The 20,021-nt window shown below is 39.0% G+C and carries 22 protein-coding genes; 16 read left to right on the top strand and 6 right to left on the bottom strand.

Annotation, left to right across the window (positions count from 1 at the left end; translation table 11 throughout):
- The first annotated feature begins 10 nt into the window (after nucleotides 1-10).
- The 11 genes from ATS71_RS03120 to ATS71_RS03070 are packed head-to-tail and all read left to right on the top strand — an operon-like array spanning nucleotide 11 to nucleotide 9,633.
- Nucleotides 11-700 (top strand): RNA polymerase sigma factor FliA, encoded by a 690-nt coding sequence (locus tag ATS71_RS03120; protein ID WP_058403563.1) that lies wholly within the window; start codon nucleotides 11-13, stop codon nucleotides 698-700.
- A gap of 39 nt (nucleotides 701-739) precedes the next feature.
- Nucleotides 740-1,123 carry a chemotaxis response regulator CheY gene (cheY, locus tag ATS71_RS03115; RefSeq protein WP_008132609.1) on the top strand — a complete coding sequence of 128 codons (384 nt, stop codon included), beginning with the start codon at nucleotides 740-742 and terminating at the stop codon, nucleotides 1,121-1,123.
- Nucleotides 1,124-1,141: 18 nt separating this feature from the next.
- Nucleotides 1,142-1,909, top strand: coding sequence for a protein phosphatase CheZ (locus ATS71_RS03110; protein WP_058403494.1), 768 nt, complete (start codon nucleotides 1,142-1,144; stop codon nucleotides 1,907-1,909).
- 15 nt (nucleotides 1,910-1,924) lie between these two features.
- Nucleotides 1,925-4,186, top strand: a complete 2,262-nt coding sequence (locus ATS71_RS03105; protein WP_058403493.1) for a chemotaxis protein CheA — start codon at nucleotides 1,925-1,927, stop codon at nucleotides 4,184-4,186.
- A gap of 58 nt (nucleotides 4,187-4,244) precedes the next feature.
- Nucleotides 4,245-5,393, top strand: a complete 1,149-nt coding sequence (locus tag ATS71_RS03100) for a protein-glutamate methylesterase/protein-glutamine glutaminase (RefSeq protein WP_058403492.1) — start codon at nucleotides 4,245-4,247, stop codon at nucleotides 5,391-5,393.
- The gene (locus ATS71_RS03095) at nucleotides 5,386-6,150 is read left to right on the top strand and encodes a flagellar motor protein (RefSeq protein ID WP_058403491.1); all 765 of its coding nucleotides are present in this window, start codon (nucleotides 5,386-5,388) and stop codon (nucleotides 6,148-6,150) included. Before ATS71_RS03100 ends, ATS71_RS03095 begins: the two co-directional genes overlap by 8 nt.
- Before the next feature lies 1 nt (nucleotide 6,151).
- The gene (locus ATS71_RS03090; RefSeq protein WP_058403490.1) at nucleotides 6,152-7,111 is read left to right on the top strand and encodes a flagellar motor protein MotB; all 960 of its coding nucleotides are present in this window, start codon (nucleotides 6,152-6,154) and stop codon (nucleotides 7,109-7,111) included.
- Nucleotides 7,112-7,123: 12 nt separating this feature from the next.
- Complete coding sequence (locus ATS71_RS03085; RefSeq protein ID WP_058403489.1) at nucleotides 7,124-7,894, top strand: ParA family protein; 771 nt, start codon at nucleotides 7,124-7,126, stop codon at nucleotides 7,892-7,894.
- Nucleotides 7,895-7,897: 3 nt separating this feature from the next.
- Nucleotides 7,898-8,692, top strand: a complete 795-nt coding sequence (locus tag ATS71_RS03080) for a chemotaxis protein CheW (RefSeq protein WP_058403488.1) — start codon at nucleotides 7,898-7,900, stop codon at nucleotides 8,690-8,692.
- A gap of 24 nt (nucleotides 8,693-8,716) precedes the next feature.
- Nucleotides 8,717-9,214: a chemotaxis protein CheW gene (locus ATS71_RS03075; RefSeq protein ID WP_058403487.1), complete on the top strand. Its 498-nt coding sequence runs from the start codon at nucleotides 8,717-8,719 to the stop codon at nucleotides 9,212-9,214.
- Nucleotides 9,215-9,231: 17 nt separating this feature from the next.
- Nucleotides 9,232-9,633, top strand: a complete 402-nt coding sequence (locus ATS71_RS03070; RefSeq protein ID WP_058403486.1) for a DUF2802 domain-containing protein — start codon at nucleotides 9,232-9,234, stop codon at nucleotides 9,631-9,633.
- 35 nt (nucleotides 9,634-9,668) lie between these two features.
- Here the strand turns inward: ATS71_RS03070 and ATS71_RS03065 are convergent, their stop codons facing one another.
- Nucleotides 9,669-10,322 carry an OmpW/AlkL family protein gene (locus tag ATS71_RS03065; RefSeq protein WP_058403485.1) on the bottom strand — a complete coding sequence of 218 codons (654 nt, stop codon included), beginning with the start codon at nucleotides 10,320-10,322 and terminating at the stop codon, nucleotides 9,669-9,671.
- A 261-nt stretch (nucleotides 10,323-10,583) separates the two neighbouring features.
- On the opposite strand from ATS71_RS03065, the gene dapE reads away from it, so the two are divergent.
- Nucleotides 10,584-11,780, top strand: a complete 1,197-nt coding sequence (gene dapE / locus ATS71_RS03060) for a succinyl-diaminopimelate desuccinylase (RefSeq protein WP_058403484.1) — start codon at nucleotides 10,584-10,586, stop codon at nucleotides 11,778-11,780.
- A gap of 50 nt (nucleotides 11,781-11,830) precedes the next feature.
- On the opposite strand, the gene ATS71_RS03055 is transcribed toward dapE, so the two are convergent.
- Nucleotides 11,831-13,537 (bottom strand): lysophospholipid acyltransferase family protein, encoded by a 1,707-nt coding sequence (locus ATS71_RS03055; RefSeq protein ID WP_058403483.1) that lies wholly within the window; start codon nucleotides 13,535-13,537, stop codon nucleotides 11,831-11,833.
- 161 nt (nucleotides 13,538-13,698) lie between these two features.
- Here ATS71_RS03055 and ATS71_RS03050 point away from each other — a divergent pair, with 161 nt between their 5' ends.
- Nucleotides 13,699-14,619, top strand: a complete 921-nt coding sequence (locus tag ATS71_RS03050; RefSeq protein WP_058403482.1) for a 2-hydroxyacid dehydrogenase — start codon at nucleotides 13,699-13,701, stop codon at nucleotides 14,617-14,619.
- 205 nt (nucleotides 14,620-14,824) lie between these two features.
- Here the strand turns inward: ATS71_RS03050 and smrA are convergent, their stop codons facing one another.
- From smrA to ATS71_RS03035, 3 genes are all read right to left on the bottom strand, one after another.
- Complete coding sequence (gene smrA, locus ATS71_RS03045) at nucleotides 14,825-15,403, bottom strand: DNA endonuclease SmrA (protein ID WP_058403481.1); 579 nt, start codon at nucleotides 15,401-15,403, stop codon at nucleotides 14,825-14,827.
- Nucleotides 15,404-15,532: 129 nt separating this feature from the next.
- On the bottom strand, nucleotides 15,533-15,778 hold the full coding sequence (locus ATS71_RS03040; RefSeq protein ID WP_006792771.1) for a hypothetical protein: 246 nt from the start codon (nucleotides 15,776-15,778) through the stop codon (nucleotides 15,533-15,535).
- A gap of 106 nt (nucleotides 15,779-15,884) precedes the next feature.
- Complete coding sequence (locus ATS71_RS03035; RefSeq protein WP_058403480.1) at nucleotides 15,885-16,328, bottom strand: hypothetical protein; 444 nt, start codon at nucleotides 16,326-16,328, stop codon at nucleotides 15,885-15,887.
- Nucleotides 16,329-16,441: 113 nt separating this feature from the next.
- Between ATS71_RS03035 and ATS71_RS03030 the strand changes: the two genes are divergently transcribed.
- Nucleotides 16,442-16,825 carry a response regulator gene (locus ATS71_RS03030; protein ID WP_058403479.1) on the top strand — a complete coding sequence of 128 codons (384 nt, stop codon included), beginning with the start codon at nucleotides 16,442-16,444 and terminating at the stop codon, nucleotides 16,823-16,825.
- A 65-nt stretch (nucleotides 16,826-16,890) separates the two neighbouring features.
- Here ATS71_RS03030 and rpsT read toward each other — a convergent pair whose 3' ends face one another.
- Nucleotides 16,891-17,151 (bottom strand): 30S ribosomal protein S20, encoded by a 261-nt coding sequence (rpsT, locus tag ATS71_RS03025; RefSeq protein WP_006792774.1) that lies wholly within the window; start codon nucleotides 17,149-17,151, stop codon nucleotides 16,891-16,893.
- Nucleotides 17,152-17,446: 295 nt separating this feature from the next.
- On the opposite strand from rpsT, the gene murJ reads away from it, so the two are divergent.
- The gene (gene murJ / locus ATS71_RS03020; protein WP_058403478.1) at nucleotides 17,447-18,985 is read left to right on the top strand and encodes a murein biosynthesis integral membrane protein MurJ; all 1,539 of its coding nucleotides are present in this window, start codon (nucleotides 17,447-17,449) and stop codon (nucleotides 18,983-18,985) included.
- Between the two features lie 83 nt (nucleotides 18,986-19,068).
- Complete coding sequence (gene ribF, locus ATS71_RS03015; RefSeq protein WP_058403477.1) at nucleotides 19,069-20,019, top strand: bifunctional riboflavin kinase/FAD synthetase; 951 nt, start codon at nucleotides 19,069-19,071, stop codon at nucleotides 20,017-20,019.
- Nucleotides 20,020-20,021: the final 2 nt, after the last annotated feature.

Raw genomic sequence — 20,021 nt, 5'->3', positions numbered from 1 at the left:
GAATAAAGTTATGGGATATCAATCAGCACAAAATTTAAATGTGATTGTTGAAAAACATGCATCACTCGTCAAAAAAGTGGCATGTCACCTTATAGCGCGTTTACCTGCCAGCGTTCAGCTGGACGATTTAATACAATCAGGCATGATTGGCCTGATTGAAGCATCTAAGAGCTTTGATGCAACCAAAGGCGCCAGCTTTGAAACGTTTGCAGGGATTCGTATTCGTGGCGCAATGCTTGACGAAATGCGACGCGGCGATTGGGCACCCCGTTTGGTGGCTGAAACAATTGCTTTTTTAGAAAAAAGCTTAAGCCGTGAGCCTACATATATAGAAGTTGCTGAAAAACTTGAAATTTCGTTAAATGAGTACCATCATATCTTAAACGATGTAAATGCAAGTAAAGTACTAGGTATAGAAGACCTTGGTGTCGACGAGGATGTCATCAGTCCAGTTGATCAAGATTTAGCGCTAGACAAACCGTTTAATAACGTTAAAAATGAGCGGTTTAATGAGTCTTTATTAGGTGCGATAAAATCTTTGCCAGAGCGAGATGCAATGGTGCTGTCTTTGTACTATAACGATGAAATGAATTTAAAAGAAATAGGGCATATACTCGATGTAAGCGAATCGCGTGTAAGTCAAATACATGGTCAGGCGATGATTAAGCTCAAAGCTAAAATCAATGACTGGATAAATTAGTAGTAAGTAAACAAGGTTAAGACCTCACTGGGGGATGTTTTGGATAAAAACATGAAAATTCTGGTTGTTGACGATTTTTCAACAATGAGACGTATTATTAAAAATCTGTTGCGTGACTTAGGTTTCACTAATGTTCAAGAAGCAGACGATGGGTCAACCGCTTTGCCAATGCTACAAAATCAAGTATTTGATTTTGTTGTTACCGATTGGAATATGCCAGGAATGCAGGGTATAGACCTGCTAAGAGCAATACGTGCGGATGATAAGCTTAAACACATTCCGGTATTGATGGTAACGGCTGAAGCTAAAAAAGAACAAATTATAGCGGCAGCACAGGCAGGTGTTAATGGTTATATTGTTAAGCCATTTACTGCTGGAACACTCAAAACTAAATTAGAAAAAGTATTTGAACGTTTAGGCTAATGATAGGGGGAGAGGCTTATGTCAGCACTTGCTGCGCCTCAAATAACTTTAGAACAAGCTCGTCAGCTCGTTGTTTATCTAGAAAACGGTGAGCAAGACAAAGCCAATCAGTTAATTTTAGATACTGCTTCTAAGGAGCAATCTGAAATATTTGCTGAAGTTGGAAAGTTAACCCGTCAATTGCATGAAGCTTTAAAAAGCTTCGAGCTAGACACTCGCTTAACTGACTTAACTACCGATGCGATTCCAGATGCAAAAAAACGGCTTAATTACGTTATAGAAATGACAGAAAATGCCGCAAATAAAACAATGGATGCTGTTGAGGCTAGCCTACCAATTGCTCAGCAGTTGGCGGATGAGATATCTCATATCAAACCGACATGGGATCGCCTAATGAATCGAGAGATTGAGTTAGGAGAGTTTAAATCGTTATGCCACAGCATTGATAAGTTTATGAACAATTCTCATCATAAAACCGATGAGCTGCAAAGTTTGATGACAAATGTACTTATGGCGCAAGACTATCAAGATTTAACCGGGCAAGTTATTCGCCGGGTTATTGAGCTTGTTAGAGAAGTTGAAGAAAGCTTGATCCATCTTTTGACTGCCTTTGCTGATCAAAACGACGGTAAAGTCGAAAAAATAGAACAACAAAAAACAAATGAACCATTAGACGAACAAACTTTAGCAGGTCCAGAAGGCCCTATTATTGATAAAGAATCACGTAATGATGTTGTATCTGATCAAGATGAAGTCGATGATCTTTTATCAAGTTTGGGCTTCTAAGAGGAGAGTAACTGCATGTTTGAAGTCGATGAAGATATTTTACAAGACTTTCTTGTAGAGGCAGGAGAAATCCTAGAGCTTTTATCTGAACAGTTAGTTGAGCTGGAAAACAATCCAGAAGACACCGAATTACTCAATGCCATATTCAGAGGGTTTCACACTGTAAAAGGTGGTGCTGGGTTTTTAGCCATGACGGAGTTAGTTGACGCATGTCATGGTGCAGAAAATGTATTCGATTTACTCAGACAGGGTGTACGAACAGTTAACTCTGAGTTGATGGATGTGATTTTGCAGGCACTCGACACTATTAACGAGATGTTTGCTACCATTCAAAACCGCGATAAACCTGAGCCTGCCGATCCGGAATTACTTGAAGTTCTTCACAAACTGGGCTTGCCTCCAACAGAGGAAGAGCTTGCTGGTGAATCTCCATTTGATACGGCAGATGAGCCTCAACATGAAGCTGTAGAAACGCCTGTGGCAGAAGAAACTTCATCAGCAGATGAAGAAGACCCATTTGCCTTTGATGAGTTATTTAGCGGCGGTTCAGCTGCGCAAAGCGATGAAGAAACTCAGATAGATGAAATAACAGAAGATGAATTCGAAAACCTACTCGACGAGCTACACGGGAAAGGTCAAAGCCCAATAGCTGAAAGTTCGCCAAGTAGCAGTGATGTCAGTGGAGACATTACAGATGATGAGTTTGATAATCTACTCGATGAACTTCATGGCGTTGGAAGCTTTGGCGCTGTTGCCGCTAGTGAGCCTGCAAAAGAGCAACCAGCAAGTAATAATCCAGTAGAAAATACTGCAACGGCATCAACAAATACATCGGCAAGTAATACTAGCGATGATGAAATTAGTGATGATGAATTTGAGGCTTTATTAGATGAACTTCATGGCACCGGCGCCCCTAAATCAATAGAGAGTCCTGCAGCTTCAGAGTCTAAGCCAGCGCCAAAACCCGCGGCTAAGGTAAGTGAGCCTGTTAAAAAGCCTGAACCCGTAAAAGCTGCTGCGCCAAAACCAGTGCAAAAGCCTGCAGAAAAACCGGCAGCAAAAGCAGCGCCTGCTCCAGCGCCTGCAGCTGTGAAAAAACCAGCTCCTCCTCAAGCCGAAACAACAGTTCGAGTTGACACAAAACGCCTAGACCAAATAATGAATATGGTGGGTGAGCTTGTACTTGTTCGTAACAGGTTGGTAAGTTTAGCAACTAACTCAGAAAGTGAAGCAATGGGTAAAGCCATTTCTAACTTAGATGTTGTGACGGCTGATATCCAAGGCGCAGTAATGCAAACGCGAATGCAGCCAATTAAAAAGGTATTTGGCCGCTTCCCTCGCGTTGTTCGTGATTTAGCACGAAGCTTAAATAAAGATATTAGTTTACAGCTTGTTGGTGAAGAAACTGATTTAGATAAAAACTTGGTTGAAGCACTTGCAGATCCACTTGTTCACTTAGTTAGAAATTCAGTTGACCACGGAATAGAGATGCCAGCAGCTCGTGAAGCAGCTGGCAAACCTAGAACGGGTAATGTCACGCTTTCAGCTTCGCAAGAAGGCGACCATATCTTGTTAACTATCAAAGATGATGGTGCGGGTATGGATGCTGAGAAGCTCAAAAAAATTGCAATCAGTAAAGGCGTTTTAGATCACGATCAAGCGAGCCGTTTATCAGATACCGAAGCGTACAATTTAATATTTGCACCAGGTTTTTCTACTAAGGAAGAGATCTCTGATATTTCAGGGCGTGGTGTGGGTATGGATGTTGTAAAAACTAAAATCACTCAACTTAATGGCTCAGTGAGTATTCAGTCAGAGCTAGGTGTTGGTACAATTTTAGAAATTAAAGTACCGCTAACACTTGCCATATTACCTACCTTAATGGTTGTAGTTGGTGAACAAACATTTGCACTACCATTGGCTGGTGTTAGTGAAATATTCCACTTAGATTTAACCAAAACAAATGTAGTTGATGGTCAACTAACGATCATTGTACGTAAAAAAGCAATACCGCTGTTTTACCTTGAGCATTGGTTAGTTAAAGGAGCAGATCGTACTCAGCGCAAAGCTCAAGGTCATGTTGTTATTGTTCAAATAGGTACTCAGCAGGTTGGTTTTGTCGTTGACTCCTTAATAGGGCAAGAAGAAGTTGTAATAAAGCCCCTTGATGCACTTCTTCAAGGCACTCCTGGTATGGCAGGTGCAACTATTACGTCAGATGGTGGAATTGCACTTATTTTAGATGTTCCCAATATGTTAAAACACTACGCAGGCTAAATCATAAAGCAGGCACACAATTAAGTGTGCCTGCATAGAAATTTAATAAGAGAGTTAAATGGCCGTAAAAGTTTTAGTTGTTGACGATTCAAGCTTTTTTCGTCGCAGAGTAAGCGAAATTCTTGAGCAAGACAGCGACATACAAGTAATTGGATTTGCCATAAATGGCAGAGAAGCTGTTGAAAAAACGGCCCAACTGCGTCCTGATATGATCACAATGGATGTAGAAATGCCAGTGCTTGATGGTATTAGCGCGGTTAAAGAAATAATGGCCAGCAATCCTACACCAATTTTAATGTTTTCTTCTTTGACCCGTGCTGGCGCAACAGCCACACTCGATGCTCTTGATGCGGGGGCGATGGACTTTTTGCCTAAAAAGTTTGAAGACATAGCACGTAATAATGAAGATGCCATAAAGCTTCTCCAAGCTAAAGTTAAAGAAATTGGCAATAGACGCATTCCCAGAACTTTTAAGCCAGTTTCGTATTCTAAACCCGCAACGCGTGCGGTACCTCAAAGAAGTAGCACATCTTCCATCAGGCAACCGGATAGAAGTTTTCAGCGTTCAACCCCTGAATCATCATTAACCAAAACACAGAGTTCCCTTCCTTCTCGTGCCAGTGGAAAGCAATATAGATTAGTCGCAATTGGTACGTCTACAGGTGGCCCAGTTGCTTTACAAAATGTGCTTACGCAATTACCAGCTAATTTCCCGCATCCTATTTTACTCATTCAGCATATGCCCGCTGCTTTTACACCGGCATTTGCAGCTCGCTTAAATGGTTTGTGCAAAATAAAAGTAAAAGAGGCACAACAAGGTGACCGGTTAGACCCAGGAACTGCTTATTTAGCGCCTGGCGGTCAACAAATGATGGTTGAAGGACGAGGTGGTTCAAAAACATTGCGTGTTTTTGAAGATAATAGCGAGCGAATTACTTATAAGCCTAGCGTCGATGTAACGTTTGCAAGTGTAGCTAAGGCTTTTCAAGGCGATGTATTAGCAATTATTTTAACTGGCATGGGCGCCGATGGTCGAGATGGTGCGAGAATGTTAAAACAAACTGGGGCTACTATTTGGGCACAGGACGAAAAAAGCTGTGTTGTTTATGGTATGCCACAAGCTGTTGCTAATGCGGGACTTTCAAGTGAGAGTTTAGCGCTGGATGATATTGCAACGCGGATAAAAAGTGAAACCGGTTGTGGATAAGCTCTCCGTACTTGGGTTAATAGTTGCACTAAGTGCTATAGCAATTGGCTATCATCTAGAAGGTGGTGTGATTGCAGCGCTTTTTAATGGTCCGGCACTTATTATCGTACTAGGTGGTACTTTAGGTGCTGTCATGCTTCAAACATCTGCCAGTACTTTTAAAAAAATGCTTAGAATGAGTCACTGGGTATTTGTTACGCCAAGCTATGATATTGATGATGCGATTGAACAGGTTAAACGTTGGTCGCATAAAGCGAGACAAGAGGGCTATTTAGCACTAGAAGATGAGGCATTAACGCATTCAGATGTTTATGCCGCAAAGGGGCTCAGCCTATTAGTTGATGGTGGTTCAGAACAAAAACTCAGAGATACACTTGAGATAGATTTATTGTTAGAACGTGAACGCTTACTAGAAGCGGCTCGGGTTTACGAAGCAATGGGCGGCTATAGTCCTACCATAGGTATTTTAGGGGCCGTTCTTGGACTTATTCAAGCAATGTCTTTTATTACTGACCCCCAATTACTAGGTGCTGGAGTTGCTACTGCTTTTATTGCCACGATATACGGCGTGGGCTTGGCTAATTTATTATTTTTACCCATGGCAAATAAGCTTAAGCAACGTGTAGAAGAAAAGATGCTTTACCACGAGATGCTTGCTGAAGGTATCATTGCAATTAGCGATGGCCAAAGCCCTATGAATATAGAGTTAAAGCTTGAAGCTTACCGTGTTGAGCGGCCAAACCTAGTGGACGCATAAAATGATGCGTCGACGTTTGGGTCGCTCGGCCCAAAAAAGTCAGCACACAGAACGCTGGTTGGTGTCGTATGCTGACTACATGACCATCATGTTTGCTTTTTTTGTTGTAATGTATGCTATTGCAATAAACAAAGAGGAAAACTTTCAAATTCTATCGGATTCTTTAGAGCAAGTGTTTGATAAATCAGCACGTATTTATTCTCAGCAAGGGACGGGGGTAGAGGGTACCGGAATACTCACCGATAGAGTCACGCCTGAGAAAGAATTACTCTATGGTGAAAGTATAAACAAAGAAGAGCAAGGCCCCGAGTTACTCGATGGCCAAAGTGATACGAGCAATATCCAGCAAAAATATTTAGGAAAACCGCTCGATAGTTTATTAACAAAGCTTCAATCTGCGCTTATTGACGAGATTCGTGATGGTGAGGCTAACCTAGAATTACATCAAGATTGGCTAATTATCGAGCTGAGTTCAGGTATGTTGTTTTCTAGCGGTAGTGCTGTTGCACATTCTCGAGCAAAACAAGTCGTTAAAATAGTTAAAGATATTATTGAACCGGTAGATAACTATATACGGGTTCGCGGTTATACAGATGATGAAACTATTCGAAATGAAATATTTCGTTCTAATTGGGAATTATCTGTAGCTCGGGCGACTTCTGTTTTAGTTGAGCTTGAATCATTAGGAATAAATTCAGCCAGAATGGCCATTGAAGGGTATGGACAATATTCACCTTTTGCTGAAAATAATACAGAAGAGGGGCGCGCTGAAAATCGCAAAGTGGTTATAGCTTTATCTAAATATGGATTGCCTAATGAAGTAAATAAACTGGCTGAAGAACAAGCAGCTGAGATTAAAGAGCCAGAGCCAGAAGTAGAGTTGCCGTCAGACGATGACACAATAAAAATTATTCGTTTACCACATGGTGGCATACGTATTACTACACGTAATGAAAAGTAACTGGGATGTAATGTGAAGATTTGGACTGTAGCAAACCAAAAAGGGGGGGTTGGTAAAACAACTACTGCGGTCAGTCTTGCTGGAATTTTAGCATTACAAGGTAAGCGAGTTTTACTCATTGATACTGACCCGCATGCTTCTTTGACCTATTACTTTGGTATTGATTCAGAAGATTTAGAAGTCAGTGTTTACGATATTTTTGCTCGCGGAACCAGTATGCAGAGCGAGGAAATACTTCAAGCACTGTGTCCTTCTACACTTGAAAACTTGGATATTTTGCCGGCTACCATGGCTATTGCTACGCTTGATAGAAGTATGGGCAATAAAACAGGCATGGGGTTAATATTGAAAAAGTCGCTTGCAAAAATAAGCGAACATTACGACTATGCTATTTTAGATTGTCCACCTGTTTTAGGTGTATTGATGGTTAATGCATTAGCTGCCAGTGAGCGAATTTTAGTGCCTGTACAAACAGAGTTTCTTGCACTTAAAGGCCTTGATAGGATGATGCGCACAATGGAATTAATGCAGAGCTCACAGGCGAAAAGTTATGAATATACTATAATACCTACAATGTACGATAAACGTACAAAGGCATCGCTTGAGGCTTATAAAACTTTACAAGAAACGTACGGTGATAAAGTTTGGCCTGGTGTTATTCCCGTTGATACAAAATTAAGAGACGCAAGTTTGGCTCAAAAGGTACCAATAGAGTTTTGCCCTCGTTCTCGTGGTGTATTTGCTTATAAAGCATTATTAGAATATTTAATTGAACAAGGTTAATGAATGAGTAAGCAACTATTTGCTAATGAAAAAGTAATGACTCAGTATTTAGGTGCCTTGCTTTGTGAAGAGGAGCTTGCGAGTGATCTAGAGCCCGTAGCAAAGCTTTTAGAAAATATACCGGATGATTCACATAATGTAACTGCGGACCTTAGACTTAAAAAACCGGATGTTGAAGTAAAAACAGAATTAAGCACTCAATTACCAGTAGTAAAAAATAAGCAAGACGTTACAGAGACAAAAACGGTTGGTGAAGAAAATATAGATTCGCCAAAAGAGGTAACAAGTACAAGTGTTGATTTAGCCGAAGAGGCAAAGCCAAAGCTCTCAAATAACAGTGAATCAGATTACTTTGATGGCGAATTTCAAGCATTATTTTTCGAAGTTGCAGGGCTTACGTTGGCTGTGCCACTCAAAGCTTTAGGCGGTATACACCAATTAGGTGAAGTAAATCACCTGTTTGGTAAGCCAAAATGGTTTAAAGGCGTTATGCTAAACCGAGATGAAAAATTAAATGTTGTTGATACTGCGCGATGGGTAATGCCAGAAAAATACGACGAAAAACTTGAAGCTTCATTAGACTATCAATATTTAATCACCTTGGGTGATAGCCAGTGGGGATTATTAGCAGAAAAGTTAATAAATAACATTACATTGACAAAAGAAGATGTAAAATGGCGTACCGATCAAAGTAAGCGCCCATGGCTTGCTGGGGTTATTAAAGAAAAAATGTGTGCTTTAATTGATGTAGATAATTTAAATACATTATTAGAAGAAGGCTTAGATAGCCGTCAGTAGTAATGACCATTATGGGGTAACAGCATGAACCAAGAGAAATTACTGTCAGCAAATAAAAATGCGGATAATAATGATGAAATATTACAATGGGTTACATTTAAGTTAGAAGAGGAAACCTACGGTGTAAACGTAATGCAGGTACAAGAAATACTGCGTTACACTGAAATTGCTCCTGTACCTGGTGCACCTTCTTATGTAATAGGCATTATTAACTTGCGTGGTAACGTGGTAACCGTTATTGATACACGCGCTCGATTTGGTTTGTCGGCAGCCGATGCTACTGATAACTCGCGTATTTTAATTATTGAAGCAGAAGAGCAGGTTATTGGTATTCTAGCCGATAGCGTATCTGAAGTTGTTTATCTGCGTAGCTCTGAGATTGACAGTGCACCAAATGTAGGTACGGAAGAAAGTGCTAAATTTATACAAGGTGTGTGTAATCGAGATAACGAGCTTCTTATATTGGTTGATCTAAATAAATTACTTAGTGATGATGAATGGGACGAGTTAAGCGATTTATAAGCTTTACCAGATAAACTATGCTGTTACTTAGTATTGCTATAAGCGCGTTAGCGATAGGATTAATATCGTTAACGCTTATTATGGCACTTAAAAATAAACACACCAGTGATGCAGGTGATTTGCATCAAAAGCTTAAAGAGTGTGCAGAGCAGATTCATATTCTCAGAAGCGAAGCTGCAGAGCTAAGAACAGGTTTACTTAGTATAGGTAAGCGAGTTCTTGAAGTTGAACAACAAAACCAAGATTTGATACAGCAGCAGTCCGCTCAAAAGTACGATGATCCTGATGCTAAAATTTATTCTCGTGCTGTAAAAATGGTTGAATTGGGAGCTGACTTAGACGAGGTGATACGCGAGTGCGAGTTACCCAGAGCGGAAGCTGAGTTACTGTTTTCATTACACAAAAAAAAAGGCGCTTAGCGCCTTTTTTGCACACATAACACAACACTTTAATATTAAAAGCTATACTTTACACCAAACATAGCAACCACAGGATCAAGTTCTACAGTTGATGTTAATGCCTTTGAACCATTAGCATATACTGTTGCATCTGTATCGATATCCATCATAGAAACCATAGCGTGTAGTCCCCAATTATCATCAATTTTGTAATTAGCGCCTACTTGTACTAACAAGCCAAAAGAATCATCAAGCTCAACTTCTACATCGTCCGTACCAAGTGTTGCTTTAAGTGCTTGTGAAGGTTGTTCGTCGAAAAAGGTTGTATAGTTTACGCCAACACCTATGAATGGTCTAAGCTGATAGCTTGTATCTAAAAAGTGGTATTGTGCTACCAGTGAAGGTGGAAGGTGTTTAATATTGGCAATTTTATTACCATCTAAGCCACCTGTTCCATTCACATCGTGAGAAAACGGTGTTGCAGCAATCAATTCTAATACCCATGTATCATTAAAAGCATAATCTAAGGTAATACCCAATTGGGTATTTGAGTCACCTTTTAGGCCCAATGAAGGAGCTTCGTTAATTGCTGATCCGCTATTGTCTGGGTTTACATTAATAGCACCTACATTAACGCTGAAGTCTGCGTTTGCAGCCGGAGAAAGTGCTAATAAAGAGGTGAATATTGCAATGCTAATTTTAGTTTTCATGTTGTTCTCCAAGAACTACTTTTTGATTGGCGCTATTATTGCGTTTAACAAATATGAAAAACCTGTGCTAGATCAAAGTTTCAGAAATGATTGAACATTGAAAAGTGTTTTATTGATTTAGATTAATTTTAACACTGTTTTGTAACTGCAATGATTGACAATTTTTGTAATTAATAATCATCAGAATGTATAAATGCTGACATCTCTTAGTCATACTCTCACTATTTAATAATGCCTTACTTAGTAATTAAGGTGTTAAAAATGTCTTTAGTGGTTTCACAACAAGCAATCATATCTCATAGGTTGAACGCCGAATTAATAAAACAACTACAAACGCTTATCCAGTTTAAATCAGTGACGCCAAATCAAGCCGGCGCAATAGATTGGTTAGTTGAGCAGTTATGCGAGCTAGGTTTTTTTTGTGAGAAGTTTACGAGTAATGGTGTCACTAACTTAATTGCGCGTGTTAAATTTAAAGAAGGACCTTGTATCGCTTTTTCAGGGCACATTGATGTGGTGCCCGCAGACAATGATGATTGGCTAAGCCCTCCGTTTGACGGAAAAATAATTAATGGCGTAATTTACGGAAGAGGTGCTGCTGATATGAAAGGAGGCGTGGCAGCGATGCTAAGTGCCACAAAAAAATTAATAAATAACACATCATCAAAAGCGGGGACTTTTTATTGGCTCATTACCTCTGATGAAGAGGGGGAAGCTGAGTTTGGTTCTGCGCAAATAGCTGATAAGCTTTCTTCAAATGGGATTGTTTTAGATGGGTGTATTGTAGGCGAGCCTACAAGTTCCACATATGTTGGTGATACAATTAAAAATGGCCGTCGTGGTGCGCTTTCGGCTCGTATTTTGGTAAAGGGCAAAGCAGGGCATGTAGCTTATCCTCAAAATACCATTAATGCCGCACATATTAGTGCAAAAATAGTCAGTAAATTGAGTGAGCAAGTGTGGCATTTAGATGATGCAGGCTCAAAAACCACACTGCAAGTCACAGGGATAAATACTGATAATGTGGTCGATAATTTAGTCCCCAGTCACTGCGAAATCACATTTAATATTCGTTATAGCCATCGGTACAACAGTAACGAAATCAAATCGATATTGATTAATTCGTTGGATGAATTTTCACGTTGCATAACGATTAACTGGGAACGTCCATGTGAGCCATATTATACCCGCACTGATAGTACTTGGAGTTTAATTTCTTGTGTTGAACAAGCCATACATAGTCAAACCGGAAACTACCCTCTTCTAAGCACAAGCGGAGGGACATCTGATGGTCGTTTTTTTGCTAACAGTCATACTCAAGTGATTGAGTTTGGGTTAAAAAACAAAACAATTCATCAAATTAATGAGCATGTATCTATTGATGACTTAATTAAAGTTGAGGCTATTTATTATGATTTACTTTCACGTATTTTTATAAATGACACTAATTTTAAATGAGCTCGCTTTTTAACAGCAGGTAGGTAGCACCGAGGGGCACCTCGCCTTGATTAGCTTAAATATCGTTTGGCTTTATTTTCTTTTACACTGTGTAAGTCAACTAAGACTAAACCGTCAATACAATTGTTAAAGTCGGGATCTATACTAAAACTTAAAAATTTCACTCCGCCAGGTTTGCATAGCTCGGTGTATTGTTTAAATAGCGTAGGTACTTGCGCGCCCATATTAGCAAGTACATGTTTGAGTTCTACAAAGTCCTCTTTTACATCGTTTTTGCAAAAAATGATGTCACATTGTCCGAGCTGTTGTTCACTGGGTTTAAATTCGTTATTAGGAGTGGCAAGTATCTCATCTGCTTTATAATAATGTTGGTAGTAATGCACTAGCATGGCTTTTGCTGGATCAGCTAGCGTGTTAGGTACGCTAACAGCACCAAATAAATAGCGATATTGAGGGTAGCTTTTAATAAAAGCACCAATACCGTACCACAAATAATCTAGACTTTTACGGCCCCAATACTTTGGCTGAACAAAACTACGGCCAAGCTCGATTCCTTGCTCCAAATAGGGTTCCATGGCATCGGTGTATGTAAACAGGCTATCGGTATATAGCCCTTTACGACCATGCTTATCAATAATTTCTTTAGCACATGCTAATCTATAGGCACCAGCTAACTCTAACTGTGTTGGATCCCAAAGCACGAGATGTTGATAATCCATATCGTATTTATCTATATCGCGGCGTTTACCGCTGCCTTCACCGACGGCTCTAAACGCTATTTCTCTCAACCTACCCAGTTCTCTAAAAATAGGTGAGCTACCTGTATATTGATATAGATGAATATGCATTCCATCTTGTGTTTTCCCCAGAAGCTGGCACGCCTCTATCGCTTTTTTCAGCTCTTTTCTGCATTCTGGAACAGCAATCGGTGTTTGTGTTTTTAGTGGTAACGGTTTTTTGCTTGTGAGGCGATACAGTTGTTTTCTAATTAAGTTAACAACCTCTTTGTCTTTCAAGTTTTCTATTAGGTATGACGCAGGAGGGATAGACGCACCAATTTCAAACTCTAACGATTTTTGGCGTTGTTTAAACATTTCTTTTACTAATAATAAGCTAGCTAATGGTTTATAAATTATTGAAGTACCATAAAATAACGGGCTGTTCTTAGCTTTAATATAAATGGGTAATATAGGACAATTCGCTTTTTTTGCCATACGTAAAAATCCGCTGTTCCATTTACAATCTTTGATACCTGTTGGGCTTAATCGTGAAACTTCGCCGGCGGGAAATATCAATAATACCCCCTCATTCTTTAAATGCTGGTGAATATTATGAAGCTCTTGTTTTTTACTTGTGCCTGATAAATTATTCACAGGTAAAAGCAAATCATGCATAGGGGTTACCGACATAAGCATACGGTTTGCGACAACTTTTAAATCTTTTCTTACGCTTGAGATCACTTTAATTAATGCAAGCGCATCTAAAGAGCCTATAGGGTGGTTTGCAACAATAATTAATTTACCTTCGCTAGGAATATGCTCTATTTGCTTTGGCTTATAACGTGTATCAAAATTTAGCTCATCGAGAACTTGTTCAACAAATTCTAGCCCTTGTAAATGAGGGTAGGTGTCTGCAAAGGCAACAAACTCTTGTTCATGCAATAAATAGCCTAACCCCTTTTTTACTAGGCTTTTTACTTTTGGTGAGCTTTCTAATTGTGGTAAATTTGCTGCAATTACTTTATCGACACTGATCATACAAACCTCTTTGCAATTTAGCTTGGTTGCCATGTATATAGAGTAAAAAAAGGGTGTGACAGTTATTTTGCAGTTGTGTGACCTTTTAAAGTGTAAAGAAGGCTGCTTAGTGATTGATTGGTCAGCATTGATTTTTATATAAACTTATTTTGGAAGTAACTATGTCGGTATTAGTAGCAATTACAGGGCGAGATAACACAAAGTTAATAGAGCAATTACAAGCCCGATTACCCTCTACACAAATACAGCAATGGCCAGATTGTAATAATCTAGAAAGTATTGATTTTGTATTAGCATGGAAAGCACCACAAGATATGTGGGCAAAGTTACCAAACCTTAAAGCGGTATCGTCATTCGGTGCCGGTGTAGACAGCATTGATTTAAGTTTGCTTGGCGACAATATAGATGTAGTACGTATAGTTGACGAAAAGTTAGCGCAAGACATGGCCGAATATGTCTTAACTCACGTTTTAGCGCAAAAATTACGATTAAAAGAATACTTTATTAAGCAAACACAGCAGCAATGGAAACCTAAACGCGCTTATGAACAAAATAAGGTAGGGATTTTGGGTTTTGGGGAGCTAGGCAAAGCATGTGCGAAACAACTTATTGCCAATAACTTTAGTGTAAATGCTTGGGCTCATACACATAAAACGAGTAATACAGTTAATTTATTTTATGGCGAACAAGGGCTTCAAAAAATGCTTAGCAATATTGATTATCTAATATGTTTGTTGCCATTAACCAAAAAAACGAAAGGTATTATTAATAAAAGTACAATTAGTATGCTTCCTAATCATGCTGTTATTATAAATGTTGCGCGAGGTGAGCATGTTATAGAAGCTGATTTACTTAATGCCTTAGAGGAAAATTCACTTCGAGCTGCAGTTATTGACGTTTTTGAACACGAACCTCTTGGTAAAGAACACCCTTATTGGCAGCATGATAAAATAACCCTTACACCGCATTGTGCTGCATTATCAGATATAAACAGTGTTACAGCACAAATAGCAGAAAACGTTGAACGCTTGCAGCAAGGTATTACTTTAAATAATCGAATAGATAGAACGAAAGGATATTGATAAATATTTAAAGAAACAGCTTGTTAACATATGTAATTTTTATTAATGTTATATGTGTTCTCAACAATAAAAATATAAAGAGGGTGAAATGAAAACAAATCAGGGCGGTGCTAGGTTAAGCTTAATTATAATTTCAATAATAATATTAGGCGTATCTGCATGGTTTAATCAGCCAACTGTTTTATAAAAAATTGACACAGCAGGTTTACCGCTTGCTGTGAATTTCTCTATTTTCGTGTTTTTTATCGGCACTTTTTTTAAGCAAAACATAAGTTGCGCCACTCCCACCATGATGTCTCTGTGCAGTATGATATGCTAACACTGCGGGCAACTCAGGTAGCCATTTATTTACAAAACTTTTAAGTATTCCCGGTTTAGTTTTATTTTTGATTCCTACACCATGCCTAATAAGCACCACACGTACATTTTGCTGCTGACAGTCATTAATAAAATTAAAGAGCGTATTGCGTGCATTGTTAAGTAGCTGGCCATGAAGGTCTAAGGTCGCGTCAACTTGATACTTTGCTAAACGCAAGTTTTTAAATACAGGACCTTGTACACCGTCTTTTTTAAAGCTTAATATAGCAAATGGCTCAACAAGCTCTACAGACTCTGAACTTAAGTAGTTTTCATCTACCGATAAAGTGTTTTCAGCCGCTTGTCGCTTTTGTTGCTGCGCAAGTGAAGAGTGAGGGTTATTTGATAACGGCTTAATGGTATCACTGCTAATAGGGGTCACATCTTCCATAGAAGATAAAAATAAATCAAAATCAGATAAAGACATACCGAAATCTCAAAAATAATGTAATACGAGGTAAATATTATCTTAGTTCACCCAATTTCCCAACCATTTTGATTTATACAATAAAAAAGCCCAGCAATGCTGGGCTATAAAAAATTCTAAGGGAAGTTGTTAGCTCTGAGTTACATTAAGTTGCCCAAATGTATAAACCTTAAACAGGTAAAATGTATTGATCAATACCAAACTCATATTTGAAATAACACTCGACGACATAAGATCTAAGCTAAATGATAAAAATAGCAGGCCACATGCACTTATCGCAGCTACGCGCAGTAATGTTATGTGGTTAATAAAGAATGCACCTAAACCTAGTGCAAGTAGTATCGTGTTTAAAAGCCAATCTAGCTCGTTTAGCATGGTTGTTTCAATAGTTCAGTTGTTGAAAAAAGGAGCGCCATTATGGTGATCTTTTGCGCACCTTTCAACCAAGTAATTTTATATTTTCAGATTAGTTTTATTTATGCTAAAAGTAACTTTTAATCGCTGAAATTAGACCGTCGTCAGCAATAACTTGATACTTTTGACAGCTCTGCGGGTTCTGTAAATCACGGCATAAATAAAGAGATTTGCGCTTATCGTCAAACTTAGGGTGTAAATTAGAGTCTATAAGCGTTGCACCGTATCCAAATACACCAGGCCAATAAATACTTTCGCTAACCATCCCTAATTTTTTATAGGTGAGTAAAGTTGGTTTTGGAAAAGCGACAATGATTACTGCAATAATAGCGAGCGTTATTAACAGTCCTTTTTTGGCTTTAGGTTCTTGGCTATTTAACGCAGCATCAATATTGTGTTGATTTGTTTGAGCCTGCCTTTGAGAAGTTGCCTGAGTTTTGTTTTTTTGTGTTGTTTTTTTTCTTGCTGGTGTTTTACCTAGCAAGGATTGTTTTTTTGGTGTTTTTGACATAAAGCAGATCTGGCCTTTTTTACATAGGTCTTTATAATTCAAATAGTAAATTTATATACTAAGCTAATTATTATAATAACGTAAAGTTAGCTTATAGCCTATGAGGAATGAAGATGGACACGCAGCTATCAATTTTAATTGTGGATGACGTTAGCACGGTGCGTAGTTTTTTGAGTCAAACGCTCATGCATCTAGGGATAGACAATGTAAAGGAAGCATCTACCGCCTCACAGTGTATTAGTGAATGCCAAGCTGCAAAATACAGTATGATTTTTTTAGATATTGAATTGCCAGATGGAGATGGTAAAGAATTAATCGCACAAATTAACGAAATGAGCCCCGAAACAAATGTGGTGATGGTCTCTGCTCATTCAGGTGTTGATAACGTGAAGGATGCTATAGATAAAGGGGCTAAAGGGTTTATTGTAAAACCATTTACGCCAAAGAAAATAGCCGCCATGCTTAAAAAGTTTTATCCTGATTTAGAAATAATGTAAATCACAATATTTAAAGTAAAAAAAAACCGGCAAAAGCCGGTTTTTTATATTCAAGCAAAAACAAATTATAGCGCTTTAATCTTAGCTGCTAAACGGCTCTTATGACGAGCTGCTTTGTTTTTGTGAATTAGACCCTTAGTTGCGTAACGGTCTAGGATAGGTGTAGCAACAGAGAAAGCTTGCTGTGCAGCTTCTTTATCGCCAGCTTCAATAGCAACAACTACTTTTTTGAAGTAAGTGCGCATCATTGAGCGACGGCTTGCGTTGTGCTGACGGTTCTTTTCGCTTGTGATAGCGCGTTTTTTTGCAGACTTGATGTTAGCCAAGGTTTGCTCCTAACAATCTTAAAATAAAGCTTAAATTAAAGGCCGTGGAATATGCCTGTTTCTATCATGAATGTCAATTTAAATTTAACAATCCAAGAAAAACTGCTCCTTATAACGAGCATCAATTTGCCGCTTTAGCAGTTAATGACGCTATTGTAACAAAGCACAGACCCTCAGCCTAGTGCTTTAAAGCGATTTATAAAAAAGACTGTGGCATAATCGTGTGTCTTAGGGATTTTTAAGTAGGTTTAAGGTGTCAAAAGGTTTATTTCGCTCCGGTATGATTGTTAGTTGTATGACTATGATATCGCGCATTTTAGGACTCGTAAGAGATGCTGTTGTTGCTAATTTATTAGGAGCAAGTGCTGCAGCTGATGTTTTTTTATTTGCTAACCGAATTCCTAATTTTTTACGTCGCTTATTTGCAGAAGGCGCTTTTGCACAGGCATTTGTACCCGTTTTAAGTGAAATAAAGGAGCAGGAAGGTGATGATAAAGTAAGGCTCTTTGTTGCCCAAGCAGCCGGTACGCTGAGTACTATTTTACTGTTAGTCACTATTTTTGGTGTGGTGGCTTCGCCAGTTATCGCCGCTTTATTTGGTACAGGGTGGTTTATTGATTGGTGGCAGGGCGGCCCTAATGCAGAAAAGTTTGAACTAGCCAGTTCGTTATTAAAGTTTACTTTTCCATACTTGTTTTTTGTAAGTTTAGTCGCGCTGAGCGGGGCTGTAATGAACGTTTACAATCGTTTTGCCGTTGCAGCGTTTACCCCTGTGTTGCTAAATATATCAATTATTACCTGTGCAATCTTTTTACATGATAAATTTAGTGTAGGCGCCTATGCGTTGGCCGTTGGTGTATTTGTAGGTGGTATTGTTCAATTGTTATTTCAACTGCCGTTTTTATACCGCGCTAAAATGTTGGCTCGTCCGCGTTGGGCTTGGCAAGACGAGAACGTAAAAAAAGTGCGCAAGCTGATGCTGCCTGCATTGTTTGGCGTATCGATAAGCCAAATTAATTTATTACTAGATACCATGATAGCCTCATTACTGATGACAGGCTCTATAGCATGGCTTTATTACTCAGATAGGCTAATAGAGTTTCCGCTTGGCTTATTTGGAATTGGTATAGCAACGGTCATTTTACCCGCACTCTCTAAATTGCACAGCAGTAAAAAACTCAGTGATTTTCAGCAGACGTTAGATTGGGGGGTTCGCTTTGTAATATTTTTAGGTATACCAGCAATGGTTGGCTTAATGATAATTAGCCCACTTATAATTACGGTGTTATTCGATCATGGTGCTTTTAAAGAGGACAGTGTTGATCATGTAAAAGCGGTAAGTTTAGGTGTTGTTGCTTACTCTGTAGGGTTAGTTAGCTTTATGTTGATTAAAGTGCTCGCGCCTGGTTTTTATTCCCGCCAAGATACTAAAACGCCGGTACGAATTGGGATTATAACCTTAGTGTTAAATATGGTATTTAACATTATGTTGGCACCCTTTATTGGTTACTTAGGGTTAGCACTCGCGACATCAATGTCAGCCAGTTGTAATGCATTTTTACTTTACAGGCAGCTTAAAAAAGAAAACGTTTATCAGTTTTCTTCTATGAGTTTGCGTTTCACTATAAAGTGTTTTGTTGCAAGTATAGTTATGGGGTGTGTTACATGGTATGTAAGTAGTTACTATTACTGGGCCTCGTGGGCGTTCGTACAGCAAGTTATATTATTAATTGCCCTTGTTGCACTAGCAGGAGTTAGCTACTTTACAATGCTCTTTTTAATGGGCGTAAGACTAAATACGATAAAAAGTGTAGCAATTACTGAATCAAACTAAAAAAAAGATTATAATCGGCAGCCTTGTGGCTTTTCCTTGGTATAAGTCGTGATAATACTTGCTGAAAAAAGGCTTTAGGTGGCATGGAGTTAATTAGAGGTATACACAATATTCGCCCACAGCATTTTGGGTGTGTGTTAACTATTGGTAATTTTGACGGCGTTCACTTAGGTCATGCGCAAGTGTTAAAAGGCTTGTTAGCCGACGCTAAAGCACATAACTTACCTAGTACGGTGTTGTTGTTTGAGCCTCAGCCTCAAGAGTTTTTTGCAAAAAACAATGCCCCAGCAAGGCTTACTCGGTTACGTGATAAGCTGCGTTTATTGAGCGATTTAGGCATTGAGCGAGTTATTTGCATTAGCTTTAACCAGCAGTTTGCAAATATGCACGCAGAACAGTTTGTGAACGAGATACTAATAAAAAAACTCGGTGTTAAAGCGCTAACGGTGGGTGACGACTTTAGGTTTGGCCAACAACGTAAAGGTAATTTTAATTTACTTGTTAATATGGGTAAACAAGCGGGCATGGATGTACAAAGCACTGCGAGTTTTCACCAGTTAAATGCTAGAGTAAGCAGCACGTTAATACGTGAAGCATTGGCATGTGGCAACTTAGCTGATGCCAAAGTAATGCTTGGTCATAATTATGCGATTTCTGGGCGTGTTATACATGGTTGGAAACGAGGCCGTGAACTTGGCTTTAGAACCGCAAATATAGCGCTCAAACGCCAAGTTTGCCCCGTAAATGGAGTGTTTGCTGTGCAAGCGACCATTGCAGGGAAACGGGTTTTTGGAGTTGCTAATATAGGCAATAAACCCACATTTAATGGGACACGTGCACTTCTAGAAGTTCATCTTTTTGACTTTGCACAAGACATTTACGGACAATTTATGCACGTTGAGTTGATACAAAAACTCCGCGATGAAAAAAAATTCGAGACATTAACACAATTAACGGCGCAAATAGCAACAGATGTTGCCGCCGCTAAACAGTGTTTTGGTTTAAATCAGGTAGCCGATAGAGACGGAATGTAGGA

Source organism: Pseudoalteromonas sp. H71, from assembly GCF_001468485.1.
In the GTDB taxonomy this organism is placed as follows: Bacteria; Pseudomonadota; Gammaproteobacteria; order Enterobacterales; family Alteromonadaceae; genus Pseudoalteromonas.
This window is presented reverse-complemented; position numbering and strand designations above follow the sequence as displayed.

Bases quoted from the DNA above. Each gene is read 5' to 3' on its own strand.
- ATS71_RS03080 (WP_058403488.1), top strand. From the start codon at position 7,898: ATGAGTAAGCAACTATTTGCTAATGAAAAAGTAATGACTCAGTATTTA.
- ribF (WP_058403477.1), top strand. From the start codon at position 19,069: ATGGAGTTAATTAGAGGTATACACAATATTCGCCCACAGCATTTTGGG.
- ATS71_RS03050 (WP_058403482.1), top strand. From the start codon at position 13,699: ATGTCGGTATTAGTAGCAATTACAGGGCGAGATAACACAAAGTTAATA.
- dapE (WP_058403484.1), top strand. From the start codon at position 10,584: ATGTCTTTAGTGGTTTCACAACAAGCAATCATATCTCATAGGTTGAAC.
- ATS71_RS03105 (WP_058403493.1), top strand. From the start codon at position 1,925: ATGTTTGAAGTCGATGAAGATATTTTACAAGACTTTCTTGTAGAGGCA.
- ATS71_RS03035 (WP_058403480.1), bottom strand. From the start codon at position 16,328: ATGTCAAAAACACCAAAAAAACAATCCTTGCTAGGTAAAACACCAGCA.
- ATS71_RS03065 (WP_058403485.1), bottom strand. From the start codon at position 10,322: ATGAAAACTAAAATTAGCATTGCAATATTCACCTCTTTATTAGCACTT.
- ATS71_RS03090 (WP_058403490.1), top strand. From the start codon at position 6,152: ATGATGCGTCGACGTTTGGGTCGCTCGGCCCAAAAAAGTCAGCACACA.
- ATS71_RS03030 (WP_058403479.1), top strand. From the start codon at position 16,442: ATGGACACGCAGCTATCAATTTTAATTGTGGATGACGTTAGCACGGTG.
- ATS71_RS03100 (WP_058403492.1), top strand. From the start codon at position 4,245: ATGGCCGTAAAAGTTTTAGTTGTTGACGATTCAAGCTTTTTTCGTCGC.
- ATS71_RS03075 (WP_058403487.1), top strand. From the start codon at position 8,717: ATGAACCAAGAGAAATTACTGTCAGCAAATAAAAATGCGGATAATAAT.
- ATS71_RS03040 (WP_006792771.1), bottom strand. From the start codon at position 15,778: ATGCTAAACGAGCTAGATTGGCTTTTAAACACGATACTACTTGCACTA.
- ATS71_RS03120 (WP_058403563.1), top strand. From the start codon at position 11: ATGGGATATCAATCAGCACAAAATTTAAATGTGATTGTTGAAAAACAT.
- murJ (WP_058403478.1), top strand. From the start codon at position 17,447: ATGACTATGATATCGCGCATTTTAGGACTCGTAAGAGATGCTGTTGTT.
- ATS71_RS03070 (WP_058403486.1), top strand. From the start codon at position 9,232: ATGCTGTTACTTAGTATTGCTATAAGCGCGTTAGCGATAGGATTAATA.
- ATS71_RS03055 (WP_058403483.1), bottom strand. From the start codon at position 13,537: ATGATCAGTGTCGATAAAGTAATTGCAGCAAATTTACCACAATTAGAA.
- ATS71_RS03110 (WP_058403494.1), top strand. From the start codon at position 1,142: ATGTCAGCACTTGCTGCGCCTCAAATAACTTTAGAACAAGCTCGTCAG.
- smrA (WP_058403481.1), bottom strand. From the start codon at position 15,403: ATGTCTTTATCTGATTTTGATTTATTTTTATCTTCTATGGAAGATGTG.